This is a genomic window from Dietzia sp. JS16-p6b (assembly GCF_003052165.1).
Taxonomy (GTDB): domain Bacteria; phylum Actinomycetota; class Actinomycetes; order Mycobacteriales; family Mycobacteriaceae; genus Dietzia.
Map to the genome: position 1 here is coordinate 2,504,596 of NZ_CP024869.1, position 14,700 is coordinate 2,519,295.

The 14,700-nt window shown below is 69.7% G+C and carries 12 protein-coding genes; 4 read left to right on the forward strand and 8 right to left on the reverse strand.

All coding sequences use genetic code 11. The features are described from left to right. Positions 1 to 25: 25 nt before the first annotated feature. The 5 genes from purH to sucC all read right to left on the reverse strand — a co-directional run bounded on the left by purH (position 26) and on the right by sucC (position 6,073). Positions 26 to 1,594, reverse strand: coding sequence for a bifunctional phosphoribosylaminoimidazolecarboxamide formyltransferase/IMP cyclohydrolase (gene purH, locus CT688_RS11420; protein ID WP_107756990.1), 1,569 nt, complete (start codon positions 1,592 to 1,594; stop codon positions 26 to 28). After that, positions 1,591 to 2,214 (reverse strand): phosphoribosylglycinamide formyltransferase, encoded by a 624-nt coding sequence (purN, locus tag CT688_RS11425; RefSeq protein WP_107756991.1) that lies wholly within the window; start codon positions 2,212 to 2,214, stop codon positions 1,591 to 1,593. The genes purH and purN overlap by 4 nt, the downstream gene beginning before the upstream one ends. Positions 2,215 to 2,274: 60 nt before the next feature. Then, positions 2,275 to 3,858: a DUF6350 family protein gene (locus tag CT688_RS11430; RefSeq protein WP_231750311.1), complete on the reverse strand. Its 1,584-nt coding sequence runs from the start codon at positions 3,856 to 3,858 to the stop codon at positions 2,275 to 2,277. Between the two features lie 124 nt (positions 3,859 to 3,982). Continuing rightward, positions 3,983 to 4,885, reverse strand: coding sequence for a succinate--CoA ligase subunit alpha (sucD, locus tag CT688_RS11435; protein ID WP_107756993.1), 903 nt, complete (start codon positions 4,883 to 4,885; stop codon positions 3,983 to 3,985). A 21-nt stretch (positions 4,886 to 4,906) separates the two neighbouring features. Then, positions 4,907 to 6,073 (reverse strand): ADP-forming succinate--CoA ligase subunit beta, encoded by a 1,167-nt coding sequence (gene sucC, locus CT688_RS11440; protein WP_107756994.1) that lies wholly within the window; start codon positions 6,071 to 6,073, stop codon positions 4,907 to 4,909. A 483-nt stretch (positions 6,074 to 6,556) separates the two neighbouring features. Here sucC and CT688_RS11445 point away from each other — a divergent pair, with 483 nt between their 5' ends. Further along, positions 6,557 to 7,267 (forward strand): M23 family metallopeptidase, encoded by a 711-nt coding sequence (locus tag CT688_RS11445; RefSeq protein ID WP_231750312.1) that lies wholly within the window; start codon positions 6,557 to 6,559, stop codon positions 7,265 to 7,267. 48 nt (positions 7,268 to 7,315) lie between these two features. Here CT688_RS11445 and CT688_RS11450 read toward each other — a convergent pair whose 3' ends face one another. Then, positions 7,316 to 9,790 carry a UvrD-helicase domain-containing protein gene (locus tag CT688_RS11450; protein WP_107756996.1) on the reverse strand — a complete coding sequence of 825 codons (2,475 nt, stop codon included), beginning with the start codon at positions 9,788 to 9,790 and terminating at the stop codon, positions 7,316 to 7,318. Between the two features lie 40 nt (positions 9,791 to 9,830). Then, complete coding sequence (locus CT688_RS11455; RefSeq protein WP_107756997.1) at positions 9,831 to 11,267, reverse strand: sodium:alanine symporter family protein; 1,437 nt, start codon at positions 11,265 to 11,267, stop codon at positions 9,831 to 9,833. A 46-nt stretch (positions 11,268 to 11,313) separates the two neighbouring features. Between CT688_RS11455 and CT688_RS11460 the strand changes: the two genes are divergently transcribed. Beyond that, on the forward strand, positions 11,314 to 11,592 hold the full coding sequence (locus tag CT688_RS11460; protein WP_107756998.1) for a chorismate mutase: 279 nt from the start codon (positions 11,314 to 11,316) through the stop codon (positions 11,590 to 11,592). Here CT688_RS11460 and CT688_RS11465 read toward each other — a convergent pair. Further along, positions 11,501 to 12,241: a DUF5701 family protein gene (locus CT688_RS11465; protein WP_231750313.1), complete on the reverse strand. Its 741-nt coding sequence runs from the start codon at positions 12,239 to 12,241 to the stop codon at positions 11,501 to 11,503. The genes CT688_RS11460 and CT688_RS11465 overlap by 92 nt on opposite strands. Positions 12,242 to 12,346: 105 nt before the next feature. Here CT688_RS11465 and pgi point away from each other — a divergent pair, with 105 nt between their 5' ends. Further along, on the forward strand, positions 12,347 to 13,993 hold the full coding sequence (pgi, locus tag CT688_RS11470) for a glucose-6-phosphate isomerase (RefSeq protein WP_107756999.1): 1,647 nt from the start codon (positions 12,347 to 12,349) through the stop codon (positions 13,991 to 13,993). Positions 13,994 to 14,058: 65 nt separating this feature from the next. After that, positions 14,059 to 14,652 carry a dihydrofolate reductase family protein gene (locus CT688_RS11475; protein ID WP_107757000.1) on the forward strand — a complete coding sequence of 198 codons (594 nt, stop codon included), beginning with the start codon at positions 14,059 to 14,061 and terminating at the stop codon, positions 14,650 to 14,652. The last annotated feature ends 48 nt before the right edge of the window (positions 14,653 to 14,700 follow it).

Consider the following 14,700-nt stretch of genomic DNA (forward strand, 5'->3'; position numbering starts at 1 on the left):
ATCTCTGACATGGGTTCCGGCGGGCTCAGTGGAAGAAGTGCCGGGCGCCGGTGAAGTACATCGTCATCCCGGCCTTCTCGGCGGCCTCGATCACCTCGGCGTCCCGCACGGACCCGCCCGGCTGCACCACCGCGCGCACGCCCGCCTCGGCGAGCACCTCGAGCCCGTCGGCGAACGGGAAGAACGCGTCCGACGCCGCCACGGCCCCGACCACCCGCTCCCCCGCGCGCTGCACCGCGAGCCGGGCGGAGTCGACGCGGTTGACCTGGCCCATGCCCACGCCGACGGTCGCACCGGCCTGCACCAGCAGGATGGCATTGGACTTGACCGCGCGGCAGGCCCGCCACGCGAACAGCAGGTCGCGCAGGGTCTGCTCGTCGGCGTCGTCCCCGCAGGCCTTGGTCCACCCCGCGGTCACGTCGCCGTCGGCGTCCAGCGAATCGCGCTGCTGCACCAGCACGCCGCCGGAGATCTGCTTGCGCTCGAGCTCCGCCTGCGCCGGCGGGTCGGCCTCGAGGATCCGGATGTTCTTCTTCCGCTGCAGGATCTCCACGGCACCGTCGGCGTAGGAGGGCGCGATGATCACCTCGGTGAAGATCTCGGCGACCTGCTCGGCCATCTCCAGACTGACCTGACGGTTGGCGGCGATCACCCCGCCGAACGCGCTGACGGGGTCACAGTCGTGGGCGGCGCGGTGGGCTGCGGCGATGTCGGCGTCGATCGCGATGCCGCACGGGTTCGCGTGCTTGATGATCGCCACGCACGGCTCGGCGTGGTCGAAGGCGGAGCGCCAGGCGGCGTCACCGTCGACGTAGTTGTTGTAGCTCATCTCCTTGCCGTGCAGCTGCTCGGCCTGGGCGAGGCCGGGGGCGGCGGCGGAGTCGGTGTACAGGGCCGCGCGCTGGTGCGGGTTCTCCCCGTAGCGCAGGGTGGCGGCCAGGTCGAGGCTCTGCCCCTGCCACACCGGGAAGTCCTCGCCCGAGTCCTGCGACGGTGATGCGGTCTGCTCCGTCATCCAGGTGGCCACCGCGACGTCGTAGGCGGCGGTGTGGCGGAAGGCGGCGGCGGCGAGCCGACGACGCTGATCCAGCGGGAACCCACCCGCGGCCACCGCCTCCAGAGCCTCGCCGTAGCCGGCCGGGTCGACGAGCACCGCGACGGACGGGTGGTTCTTGGCGGCCGCGCGGACCATGGACGGACCACCGATGTCGATCTGCTCCACGCACGCGTCGTAGTCCGCGCCGGAGGCGACGGTGTCGGTGAAGGGATAGAGGTTGACGACGACGAGCTCGAACGGCTGCACACCGAGGTCCGCGATCTGCTCGAGGTGCTCGGGCTTGCGCGTGTCGGCCAGGATGCCGGCGTGGACCCGTGGGTGCAGCGTCTTGACGCGCCCCTCCAGGCATTCCGGGAACCCCGTCAGCGAGTCGACCGGCGTCACCGACACCCCGGCGTCGGCGATCCGTTGCGCGGTGGAGCCGGTCGAGACGATCTCGACCCCGGCAGCCGCCAGACCCCGGGCGAGGTCCTCGAGTCCGGTCTTGTCGTAGACGCTGATGAGCGCACGGCGGACGGGCCTGCGGGAGTCGGTCACGATAGGTGCACCTTTCGACCTTCGATGTGGAGTCGGCCACGGGCGGCGGACTCGAGGACGTCGACGAGCAGCTCGCGCTCGACGATCTTGATTCGTTCGTGGAGGGAGGACTCGGTGTCCTCGGAGAACACGTCGACAGCGCGCTGGGCGATCACCGGGCCCGTGTCCACCCCCGCGTCGACCAGGTGGACGGTACATCCCGTGACCGCCACTCCGTAGGCGAGCGCGTCCCGTACCGCGTGGGCACCGGGAAAGGAGGGCAACAGGGCGGGGTGGGAGTTGAGCACGCGGCCGGTGAACTCCCCGAGGAACGCCTCTCCGAGGATGCGCATGAAGCCCGCCGAGACGATCCAGTCCGGACGCAACCCGCACACGGCCTCGGTCAGCGCGCTGTCCCAGGCGGAACGGTCGGGATGGTCAGCGGGACGGATGACGAGGGCGGGCAGGCCGGCGTCCTCGGCGCGCCACACGGCCTCGCAGGGGCGATCGGAGACGAGGCCGACGACGCGGTACGGGCAGCCGGACCCAGCGGCGGAGTCCAGCACACTCTGCGCGAGCGTCCCGGCACCGGAGGCCAGGAGCACGACCCGGCTCGGGGCTCCGGACTCGGCACTGACCACGTCCCACGCTCCTGCCCGTCGATCCGCCTGCCCGCCGCGTTCCCGGGCCCGGATGGCAGTCTAGTCGGCGGCTCTCGGCCCCTCGTCAGGGCTCTCCTCAGGGCTCTCCTCGGGGCTCTCCTCGGGGCTCTCCTCGGCCGTCCCGGAATCGCCCGGGTCGGCGGCGCCCTCAGCCGCGTCGGCGGGGTCGTCGGCGGGGTCGGCGGCGGGGTCGGCGGCGGGGTCGGCGAATGCGTCGTCAGTAGCGAGGCCCGTTCCGTCCTCCTCCCCGGGCGACGCCCCGTCGACCTGAGCCGCGACATCGCCGTCACTCCCGGCGGCATCCTCCGCGTCGGCCACACCCTCGGGCTCGGCCGGGTCGTCCGCTCCCGTTTCGACGACGGTGTCGGCCTCGGCCACGCTATCCGCCTCGGCCACGGCCACGGCGGGATCCTCCACTCCGGCGCGGCGGCGGCGACGCTCGAGTTCGGTCTCGGCGCGCTCGCGGCGTCGCGTCAGGCCCGCGAGGGACAGCGCGATCGTCGCGGACCCGATCACGCCGAAGAGCGCGAGCGCGGTCCCCGCGGCGATCAACGAGCCGGTGCCCACCGTCCCGAGCACCCCGAGTTCGCCGCCGGCCACAACCGGGCTGACCACCATCACCAGTGCGACTATCGCGGCGGCCAGCCACGTGGCCTTGACCGCGTCGGCGGTGGTGCGGAACCAGTGCGCGACCGCGCGCGCGAGCCCCGCCGCCACGAGCACCGTCACCAGCAGGAGCCCCTGCACCACCCAGTGCGGGTCCGTCGTGGGCAACGCCGCCGCGAGCGGAACCTCGGGCATCGGTCCGCGAGACACGGCGAACAGGCTGTACGAGGCCTCACCGAGGTGGGCCTCCCCGCCGACCGCGAGGGTGGCCGCGGCCATGACGACATTGGGCAGGTATGAGATGGAGATCGCCGCGAGCGCGGCGGTCCCCGTGACATCCTTTCCGATCTCGAGGACCGAACCCACCGGCCCCCACGCCGCCAGGAGTCCGACCAGCAGGAGGATCGCGGCGATCGCCCAGACGGCCGCCACGAACGCCGCGCCGAGATGGATCCCGCCGCGCACCCACACCGGCAGGACTTCCCGCAGGTCCCGCCGGAAGTAGAGCCAGACGCCCAGCCCCGATCCGAACAGCGCCACCGCCGCCGTCCACAGCAGCGCCGCCGTCGGGGAGGACTCCCTCACGGCGAAGTCCGAGCCGGCGGAGCCGACCAACAGGGTCGCCAACCCCGTCATCAGCAACCCCGCCAGTGTCACCCCCGCCACGGCCGCGCCGGCCTCGCGCGCCCCCGGCTCCTCGACGTCGCCCAGGACGGCGCGGGTCTGCCGGGCCAACACCGCCACGTAGATCAATGGCGGCAACAGGGGCAGAAAGCCCAGGGACACCTCGTCCACGGTGAGGGGCACCCTGTTGACCACCAACCACTCCACGGCCACCACGGCGAACAGTGAGTCGAACCCCCGGGCGCTGAACACAAGCACGGCCAGGGTGAGCGCCGTCAGCACCAGCACGGAGACGATGACGGGCAGCGCGGCGGCGGCCGCCGTCCACAACAACGATCGGGCACCCGCCGGGGTCCGTCTCGCGGCGGGCCGGATGACACGTGGAGGGCTCACGCTGCCACCGTAGAGAACCGTCCACCCGCGGTACCCCCGGCACGCCGCGACCCCCGGCATCCGGGGATGGCGGGGGTCGGGTGGCGCATGCTCGCGGCGGTCCCTGCGGACCACCACGAACGGATCACATGGCGTCGAGGAGCTCCTTGGCGAGCTGCGCGGTCTCGGACGGCGTCTTGCCGACCTTGACTCCTGCGGCCTCCAGGGCCTCCTTCTTGGCCTGAGCGGTGCCCGCGGAGCCGGAGACGATGGCGCCGGCGTGGCCCATCGTCTTGCCCTCGGGGGCGGTGAAGCCCGCCACGTAGCCGACGACCGGCTTGGTGACGTTGGCCTTGATGTAGTCGGCAGCCCGCTCCTCGGCGTCGCCGCCGATCTCGCCGATCATCACGATGACCTTGGTCTCCGGGTCGTTCTCGAAGGCCTCGATGCAGTCGATGTGGGTCGTGCCGATGATCGGGTCTCCACCGATGCCGATGGCGGTCGAGAAGCCGTAGTCGGCGAGCTCGTACATCATCTGGTAGGTCAGGGTGCCCGACTTGGACACGAGCCCGACCGGGCCCTTGCCCGCGATGTTGGCCGGGGTGATGCCGACCAGCGACTCGCCCGGTGTGATGATGCCCGGGCAGTTGGGCCCGATGATCCGGGTCTTGCCACCCTTGGCGAGGTTGTAGTTCCACGCGGTGGCGGTGTCCAGCACGGGGGCGCCCTCGGTGATGACCACGGCGAGCGGGATCTCCGCGTCCACGGCCTCGATGATGGCGTCCTTGGTGAAGGGCGGCGGGACGAACAGGATCGTCACGTCCGCACCGGTGGCCTCCATGGCCTCGGCGACGCCGCCGAAAACCGGCAGTTCCACGTCGTTGCCGTTCGCGTCCTTGTGGGACACGGTGGTGCCGGCCTTGCGGGCGTTGACGCCGCCGACGATCTGGGTGCCGGCCGCGAGCATGCGGGCGGTGTGCTTGCTGCCCTCGCCACCGGTGATGCCCTGGACGATGACCTTGCTGTCCTTGTTGAGGAAGATCGACATGTGTGTGAGGTCCTCTGCTTCTTACTTGGCGGCCAGCTCGGCGGCCTTGTCGGCGCCGGAGTCCATGTTGTCGGCCAGGGTGACGAGCGGGTGGTTCGCGTCGGCGAGGATCTTGCGACCCTCCTCGACGTTGTTGCCGTCTAGACGGACGACGAGCGGCTTGTTGGCCTCGTCGCCGAGGATCTCCAGAGCCTTGACGATGCCGTTCGCGACGGCGTCGCAGGCGGTGATGCCGCCGAAGACGTTGACGAACACGCTCTTGACCTGTTCGTCGCCGAGGATGACGTCGAGACCGTTGGCCATGACCTCGGCCGAGGCACCGCCGCCGATGTCGAGGAAGTTGGCGGGCTTGACGCCACCGTGGCTCTCGCCCGCGTACGCGACGACGTCGAGGGTCGACATGACCAGACCGGCACCGTTACCGATGATGCCGACCTGCCCGTCGAGCTTGACGTAGTTGAGGTCGTTCTCCGCGGCCTTCTGCTCGAGCGGATCCGTGGTGCCCGCGTCGGAGAAGTCCTCGAAGGACTCCTTGTGGCGGAACTCCGCGTTCTCGTCGAGGGTGACCTTGCCGTCGAGCGCCAGGATCTCGTCGTTCGGGGTGCGGACGAGCGGGTTCACCTCGACCAGCGTGGCGTCCTCCTTGACGAACACCTCGTAGAGCTTGGCGATCGTCACCGCAGCGGCGTCGAGCACCTCCTCCGGGAGGTGGCCGGCCTTCGCGATCTCGCGGGCCTTGGCCTCGTCGACGCCGACCGTGGGATCGATGTTGATCCGGGCGAGGCGGTCCGGGGACTCCTCGGCGACCTGCTCGATCTCGACGCCACCCTCGACCGAACACATGGCCAGGTAGTTGCGGTTCGCGCGATCGAGGAGGAAGGAGATGTAGTACTCCTCGGCGATGTCGCTGGCCTCGGCGACGAGCAGCTTCTTGACGATGTGGCCCTTGATGTCCAGGCCCAGGATGTCCTCGGCCCGGGCGCGGGCCTCCTTGGCGTCCTCCGCCAGCTTGACGCCGCCGGCCTTGCCACGGCCTCCGACCTTCACCTGTGCCTTGACGACGACAGGCTTGCCGATCTCGGCCGCGACCTTCTCGGCCTCCTCCGCGGTGTCCGCAACGCGCCCCGGGGTGGTGGGCACGTCATGCTTCGCGAAAAGAGCCTTTGCCTGGTATTCAAAGAGATCCATCAGCTCACCATCTTGACGTGGGTAGATTCGCCCGGCCCTGTTGTAAAGCCGAGTCCTTCCTCATCCTAGGCGCGGGGTGTGTCGCCCGTCGCACCCTGGGGGTGACCGTGTGTGCCCGGTCACACGAGCGCGCGGCCACGGAGGCACCGTGACCACCACTCGAGACCCGAGCATTAACTCCAAACCCCTTGACCACTGGAGTCACACCGGTGTGATCCACCCCTCCCTCGCCAGCCGGGCGTGACCTTGCGGCGCCGTTGCCGGTCCGTTACCTTGGGGGGCGTCTTGATCACGGAAAGATCACAGCACGACCTCAGAGGGGAAACGCCACCGGTGAAGAACGAGTCGCAGCACGTACCACCCGCGACTCCTGTCGTCGTACCCGCATCCGGTGCACACGCGGGAGGACGTCACCGCCTCCCCTCGCCCCCCCACGCACTGCGTGGTCGCGCCGCCGTTCTGGCCGTCGCCGCCGGTGCCGCCGTGTCGGCAGCCTCTGCGGGCTCGGTCATGGACGTCGTGGGCACCCACTCTGCCGAGGCGGGCGACATCGCCCTCCTCGCCAACGGCGAGGCTGCCCCGGCGACCGGCGCGCCCGACGCTCCGTCATCCTCCACTCCCGCGACACCCTCCCTCCCCGAGCCCGTGGTCGTCTCGGCCCTCGACTCGGCAGCCGAGAACGCGCAGTCGGCCATGCTCTACGCCGGCACGGAGATCAACACCCAGCGTGAGATCGCCGAAGAGCAGGCCCGGCGTCCGAAGGTGGCTCTTCCCGCCGAGGGAACCTTCACCTCGGGTTTCGGCATGCGGTGGGGCGCGATGCACGCGGGGATCGACATCGCCAACTCCAACGGCACGCCGATCCTCGCGGCCACCGACGGCGTGGTGATCGATTCCGGCCCCGCTCAAGGGTTCGGGAACTGGATCCGGATCATGTCCGACGACGGCACGATGACCGTCTACGGACACATGGAGTCACTCGACGTCCGTGAGGGGGAGCGCGTCTACGCCGGTCAGCGGATCGCCGGCATGGGCAACATGGGCTTCTCGACGGGCTCCCACCTGCATTTCGAGGTGCTGCTCAACAACGGGTCCCAGCACGTCGACCCCGTCATCTGGTTGGCCCAGCACGGCATCTACCTCGCGGGCGCAGGAAGCGTGGAGGGTTCGAGCTCCATCCCCTTCGGCAGCTGACCCCGGGGCAGTTGACCTCGGGGCAGCCGGCCCCCGGCAGGTCCCCCACTAGAGCTTCTGCATCGGGACTCCCCCGATCAGCATCAGTCGCACCGTCCCCGACGCGCCGAAGTCGATCGTCGCCGTCGCACGCGGACCGCTCCCATCGCACGTGAGCACCTTGCCGAGCCCGTACTTGTCGTGCGTCACCCGATCCCCCGGCGCCAATTCCAGGGTGGGCGCGGAGGACTTCGCCCTGGGGATCCCGGACGAGCGTCCGCCACCGGAGCCGAACCCGCCACCGGAACCGTAGCCACCCCCTGCACCGCCACCACCGAATCGGCGTCGCGGCGCGTACGAGTCGGAATCGCCGAACCCTCCACCGCCGACCGGTTCCTCGCGTTGCCACTCGATCGCCTCGGAGGGGATCTCCTCGAGGAAGCGAGACCCGGGATTGGTCATGGGCTGGCCCCACGACGAACGCATCATCGCGCGGGTCAGGTAGAGACGCGTGCGGGCGCGGGTGATGCCCACGTATGCCAACCGCCGCTCCTCGGACAGCTCCGCCGGATCCCCGAGAGCACGCATGTGCGGGAACAGGCCGTCCTCCATCCCGACGAGGAACACCACCGGGAACTCGAGGCCCTTGGCGGTGTGGAGGGTCATGAGGGTGACCTGCCCCTGGTCCTGATCGGGGATCTGGTCGGCGTCCGCCACCAGCGAGACCCGCTCGAGGAAGGCCGCCAGCGAACCCGGCTCGGCGAGGCCCTCGTCCAGATCGGCCTCGCGGTCGCCGAAACCCTGCTCCCGCGCAGACCGCTGGAGCGCGGCCTCGGAGGAGAACTCCCGGCCCACACCCACCAGCTCGTTGAGGTTGTCCAACCGCGCCGCGTCCTGCGGGTCGTTGGAGGCCTCCAACTCGGCGCGGTACCCGGTGCGCTCCAGTACGGCTTCGACCAGGGCGCCGACGTCGGGGGCCGAATCCTCGCCTCCGGGGTGGTCTGAGCCGGCCATGCCCCCACGCAGCTCATCGAGCAGCGAGACGAACCCCGCGATCGCCTTGGCCGATCGCGTCGGCAGCAGCGCCACCCTGCCCTCGGCGGCGTCCCGCAGGGCTTCTCCGAAGCCGATGGCCCGCTGTTCGGCGTGGACCACCACACAGGCCTCCGCGCGGTCGCCGATCCCCCGCCGCGGCGTGTTGAGGATGCGGCGCAGAGCCACCGTGTCGTCCGGGTTGGCGAGCACCTTGAGGTAGGCGACCACGTCGCGCACCTCCTTGCGCTCGTAGAACCGGGTGCCCCCGACGACCCTGTAGGGCAGTCCCAGGCGGACGAACACGTCCTCGATCACACGGGAGGAGTTGTTCGTCCGGTAGAACACCGCCACGTCGGAATACCCGGCCACCCCGGAGTCCACGAGCCGGTCGATCTCCCCGGCGATGAACCGCGCCTCGTCGTGTTCATTGTCCGCCACGTATCCCACGAGCAACTCGCCGGTTCCCTCGTCGGTCCAGAGGTTCTTCTCCCTCCGGCCCGGGTTGCGGGAGATCACGGCGTTGGCGGCGGAGAGAATCGTCTGGGTCGAGCGGTAGTTCTGTTCCAGCAGGATTGATCGGGCGTCCGGGTAGTCGTGCTCGAAGTCCTCGATGTTGCGGATGGTGGCCCCGCGGAAGGCGTAGATGGACTGGTCGGCGTCTCCCACCACGCAGAGTTCGGCCGGTGCGACCCCGGCCGCGGCGTCGTCACCGGTCCCCGCCGCCCCGCCGACCAGAGTGCGGACGAGGATGTACTGGGCGTGATTGGTGTCCTGGTACTCGTCCACCATGACGTGGCGGAACCGGCGCCGGTAGTAGGCCGCCACCTCCGGGTGCGACCGAAGCAGTGCCACGGTCTCCCCGATCAGGTCGTCGAAGTCGAAGGCGTTGGCCGCCTGTAGCCGCGCCTGGTACTCGGTGAACACCGCCGCGACCGTCTGCCCGGTCCGGTCCGAGTCCTCCATCGCACGATCCATGGCCTCCGACGGCTCACGGAGTTCGTTCTTGTGGTTCGAGATGGCCGCGGCGAGCATCCGCGGCGTGAACTTCTTGATATCGAGGTTCTGCTCCTTGGCGATCATGCCGAGCAGGCGACGGGAATCGTCCGAATCGTAGATCGTGAAGTTGGAATTGCGGGTACCCAGGAGCGCGGACTGGGCGCGCAGGATCCGCACGCAGATCGAGTGGAACGTGGCCACCCACATCCGCTCGGCGTGGGAACCCACCAGGCCGGAGACCCGCTCCCGCATCTCCGCGGCGGCCTTGTTGGTGAACGTGATGGCGAGGATCTGCCCCGGGTGCGCGCCCCCCTCGGCCAGCAGGTAGGCGATCCGCCTGGTCAGCACGCTGGTCTTACCCGAGCCCGCGCCGGCCACGATCAACAACGGGCCGCCGCGGTGCGTGACCGCGGCGACCTGCTGTGGGTTGAGCCCGTCGAGGAGGGGCGAATCGACAGAGGTGCGGCTGGCTGGAGCTGAAACGCTGGCTGGAGCGGAGGCGGAGTGGGTCATCGTGGTGTCCAATCTACCCACCCGCTCCGACAGCCCGATCTCAGCGCGGGCGGTCCCCCATGAACTCCTCGACCTGCGCTGCCGTCGCCGTCAGAGTCGGATCGTTGTCCAGGTAGTGCTTCGTCTCGCGGACGATGAGACCGGAGAGGACCAGGAGTCCGATGAGGTTCGGGATGGCCATCAGGCCGTTCATCACGTCGGCGAAGTTCCACACAACCTCGAGCTCGACGACCGCACCCACGAACACCACGCACGTGAAGACCATCCGGTAGGGAATGACCCCCCCGGCGCCCACGAGTCGCTCGACACACCGCTCGCCGTAGTACGACCAGCCGAGGATCGTCGAGAAGGCGAAGAACGCGATCGCCACCGCCACGAGCTTGTCGCCGTACGGCATCGCCTCGGCGAACGCGTCGGCGGTCATGGTGCCGGCCGTGTCACTCCCCCGCTCCCACACCCCGGAGGTGACGATCACCAGGCCGGTGAAGGTGACGACGATGATGGTGTCGATGAAGGTCTGGGTCATGGACACCAGGCCCTGACGGGTCGGGTGGGTGGTCTTGGCCGCGGCGGCCGCGATGGCCGCGGAGCCCATACCGGACTCGTTGGAGAAGATGCCCCGCGCCACGCCCATCTGGATGGCGTACATGATCGCGGCACCGGCGAAGCCACCCACCGCGGACGTGCCGGTGAAGGCCTCGGTGAAGATCTGCCCGAACGCCCCGGGGATCGCGTCGGCGTTGAGCACAAGGACGACCATCCCGCCGAGCAGGTACAGCACGATCATCAGGGGGACGAACCCTGCCGTGACCCGGCCGATGGACTTGATGCCGCCGAGAAGGACCGCACCGGTGAGGACGAACAGGATCACGCCGGAGGCCACGACGGGGATGCCGAAGGAGTTGTCGAGCTGGGCCGCCACCGCGTTGCCCTGCGTCATGTTTCCGATGCCGAAGCTCGCCAGGACCGCGAACACCGCGAAGACGAGAGACAGGACGAGTCCCACCCGGGCGCCGGTCCGGCCGAACAGATCGGCGAATCCCCGGTGGAGGTAGTACTGCGGACCACCGGACTGCTCGCCACGGGCGTCGGTCACGCGGTACCGCACCCCCAGGAAGGCCTCCGAATACTTGGAGGCCATTCCCACGAGGGCGGTGACCCACATCCAGAAGAGCGCGCCGGGCCCGCCCAGGGAGATCGCCGTCGCGACACCGACGATGTTGCCCACGCCGACCGTCGCGGCGAGCGCGGTGGTCAACGCCTGGTACTGGCTGATGTCACCCGCGCCGCCGTCGTCCCGGCGCCGGAGCAGCCCCAGGTTGAGCGCGGGGCCCAGTTTGCGGAACTGGATCGCGCGCAGCCTGATCGTGAGGAACAGGCCGGTGCCGAGCAGCAGCGGGATGAGGACGAATGGTCCCCAGATCACGGATCCGATGTCCGCGAGAAGCGTGTTCAAGTTGTCCACGGGCGGCAACATTAGACTGTCCTGAGGGTCCAGCGGAAGAGAGTGGGATGATTACGACATGAACCCTGACCCCGCCGGCACGGACGATCCGTTGTCCGAGGCCCAGATCCAGGAGCTCCGTCTGGAGATCGACCGGTTGGACGCAGAGATCCTGGACGCGATAGTCCGCCGCAGCGAGATATCCAAGCGCATCGGCCGCACGCGGATGAAGTCCGGCGGCACCAAGCTGGTCCACACCCGCGAACTCAAGGTCTACGAGCGCTTCTCTTCCCTCGGCCAGGAGGGGCAGACCCTCGCGGGGATGCTCCTGCGCCTGGGTCGCGGGCGACTGGGCTGAGACCCGGACCGACGCGTCCGGCGGTGGAGGCGAACCCCAACCACGTGTGGTGGTTGTTCGCCCAGCACCAGCCCACCTTCGGGGCCCCCTTGCTCTCCCGACCGTCGCGGCCCGTCCCCCCGCTGATCCACAGTGCCGGGGTCCGGGCGTCCAGCGCTCCGTCGGCCTTGCGCCTGCGCGACCCGATGCACATGAAGCACCTGCCGGGTTCGAGCATCTCCGGCTGTTGGAGCAGCCAGCTCACCCCCTCGGAGATGGTCAGCGGAGTGCGCCCCCGCCGGGCGAACTCGGCGTGCGCGTCGGTCGGGGTCCAGCCCAGCATGTCGTCGTCACGTGTCACGTCATCGACCAGGTAGAGCGGGGCGTCCGGCACCCGGACGTCGTCGGTCGGTGTGAACTCGGCCAGGTCGGACATGTCGACCACGACGAAACCGGCCCTGCCCTCACGTCGCAGCAGGCTCACGAGTTGAGCGGTGGGAACGAACGAGGGGTGGACCGCCAGCACCGGCCTTCCCACGGCCACGTCGGCGGGGAGTGACGCGGCGTGCTCCCGCAGCCGCCCGGCAGTGATCCCGGCGAGCCCGGGCACGCCCAGCTCGACCAGTCGTTCCACCTGGGCCGAGACGGAGGAGTCGGACGGAGGAGTCATGGGGGTCACGTGTGTGGAACGGACAACGCGGCCCCCGTATTCCCGACTAGCCTCGCATACGGACGGCGGGCGACCCCCGGGCGGCGAGACTGGGCAGGAGCGGTTATGACGGACATCAGCACGACCCCGCAGTGGTCGGACATCGAGGGCCTCGTTCCGATGATCGGTGGCGTGACCCTCCGCGAGTTGTTCGCCGCCGACCCGGAGCGGGGTCGCCGCATGACGGTCACCGCGGGCGACCTACACATCGATCTGTCCAAGCACCTGGTCACCGACGAGGTCATGAGCGCGCTGACCGAGCTGGCCCACGCCGCCCGTCTGCCGGCGCAGCGGGCCGCGATGTTCCGGGGTGACCGGATCAACACGACCGAGGACCGATCCGTCCTCCACACCGCGCTCCGTCTCCCCGCCGACGCCGAGCTCGTCGTCGACGGACGGGACGTGGTGGCCGACGTCCACGGGGTCCTCACCCGGATGGCCGATTTCGCCGAGCGGGTCCGCTCCGGCGAATGGACGGGGCACACGGGGGCGCGGATCGACACCGTGGTCAACATCGGCATCGGGGGCTCGGACCTCGGTCCCGTGATGGTCGACAGGGCCCTGCGCCACCTGCAGACCGCGGGCGTCCGCGCACGCTATGTCTCCAACGTGGACCCTGCGGACCTCTCGGACGTGCTCTCCGAGGTCGACCCCGCCACCACTCTCGTGGTTGTGGCCTCCAAGACCTTCACCACGCAGGAGACCATGGCCAACGCCCATGCCGCGCGCCGGCACTTCGTCGAGGCGCTCGGGTCACAGGACGCGATCGCGTCCCACTTCGTGGCGGTGTCTACCGCCACCGAGAAGGTGGCCGACTTCGGGATCGCGGCGGAGAACATGTTCGAGTTCTGGGACTGGGTCGGGGGCCGGTACTCGGTGTCGTCGGCGATCGGCCTGTCGGTGATGATCACGGTGGGACCGGCGGCATTCGTGGAGCTGCTCGAGGGCTTCCACACCATGGACCTGCACTTCGCGACCGAGGCACCCGAGCACAACGCGCCGGTCCTCATGGCCCTGCTCGGCATCTGGTACACCTGCTTCCTCGGAGCCCAGTCCAAGGCCGTGATTCCCTACGCCCAAGGGCTTCTCCGCTTCCCCGCCTACCTGCAGCAGCTCACCATGGAGTCCCTCGGCAAGTCGGTCCGGCTCGACGGCTCCGACGTCTCCTACCCCACCGGTGAGGTCTACTGGGGCGAGCCCGGCACCAACGGCCAGCACGCCTTCTTCCAGCTCCTGCATCAGGGCACCCAGCTCGTCCCGGTGGACTTCATCGGTATCGCCCGCCCGGTGACGGACCTGCCCGCCGCGGACGGCGCCGGCTCGATGCACGACATGCTCGTGGCCAACCTCTTCGCCCAGTCCCGCGTGCTGGCGTTCGGCAAGACCGAGGAGGAGGTGCTCGCGGAGGGGGTCGACCCCGAGCTCGCGCCCCACAAGGTCATGCCCGGCAACCGGCCGTCCACCACGATCCTCGCCCCGTCGCTCTCACCCGGGGTCCTCGGCCAGCTCATCGCGCTGTACGAACACGTGGTGTTCACCCAGGCCGCCGTGCTGGGCATCAACGCCTTCGACCAGTGGGGGGTCGAGCTGGGTAAGGCGCAGGCCGGCGAGCTCCTGCGGGCTCTGACCGCCGAGAGGCACCCGGGAGACGGTTTCGATTCCTCGACGGATTCTCTCGTGGAGATCTACCGCGAGGCCCGCGGTCGCCGCTGAGTCGGCCCTCCTCGCCTACGAAGGGCTCGTAGCCGGGTGTCGTACCCCGGTGCGATCATTCCCGCATGAGCACCGTCTACTGCACCGCCACCAGCCTCGACGGGTACATCGCCGACGACGAGGAGAGCCTCTCCTGGCTGTTCGCGACCTCCGGCGGGGCAGATCCCACAGGTGGCACACCGACCGAGCCCGACCCCGCGCTCCCCGCCCTCCACTTCGACCGCTTCTATTCCGGCGTCGGTTCACTCGTCTGCGGGGTCAACACGTTCGAGTGGGTGCGCCGCGACCTCACGAAGGACGGCCGACCGTTCGTCTGGCCCTACTCCGTGCCGAGCTGGGTCGTCACCCACCGCGATCTCGATCCCGTCGACGGAGTCGAGTTCGTCGCCGGTGACGTCGGCGATCTGCACCCCCTCCTGGTCGATGCCGCCGGCGGCGGGGATGTCTGGGTGGTCGGTGGTGGCGACCTCGCGGGCCAGTTCGCCGACCGGGGGTTGCTCGACCGGGTCTGGATCCACCAGTGTCCGGTCGTCCTCGGTTCCGGGCGTCCCCTGCTGCCCCGCCGGCTCCGTCTTCGCCGCCGGCAGCTCGAGGCGCAGGGCCAGTTCACAGCGATGCTGTTCGACGTGGTGGGCCCCGAGGCGCTCCCCACCCGCTGACCGGGCCGCCTACCGGGCCGTACCGCTGACCTGCGTGCACGCCTGCGC

Bases quoted from the DNA above. Each gene is read 5' to 3' on its own strand.
- sucD (WP_107756993.1), bottom strand. From the start codon at position 4,885: ATGTCGATCTTCCTCAACAAGGACAGCAAGGTCATCGTCCAGGGCATC.
- sucC (WP_107756994.1), bottom strand. From the start codon at position 6,073: ATGGATCTCTTTGAATACCAGGCAAAGGCTCTTTTCGCGAAGCATGAC.
- CT688_RS11450 (WP_107756996.1), bottom strand. From the start codon at position 9,790: ATGACCCACTCCGCCTCCGCTCCAGCCAGCGTTTCAGCTCCAGCCAGC.
- CT688_RS11455 (WP_107756997.1), bottom strand. From the start codon at position 11,267: ATGTTGCCGCCCGTGGACAACTTGAACACGCTTCTCGCGGACATCGGA.
- CT688_RS11460 (WP_107756998.1), top strand. From the start codon at position 11,314: ATGAACCCTGACCCCGCCGGCACGGACGATCCGTTGTCCGAGGCCCAG.
- CT688_RS11465 (WP_231750313.1), bottom strand. From the start codon at position 12,241: ATGACTCCTCCGTCCGACTCCTCCGTCTCGGCCCAGGTGGAACGACTG.
- pgi (WP_107756999.1), top strand. From the start codon at position 12,347: ATGACGGACATCAGCACGACCCCGCAGTGGTCGGACATCGAGGGCCTC.
- CT688_RS11475 (WP_107757000.1), top strand. From the start codon at position 14,059: ATGAGCACCGTCTACTGCACCGCCACCAGCCTCGACGGGTACATCGCC.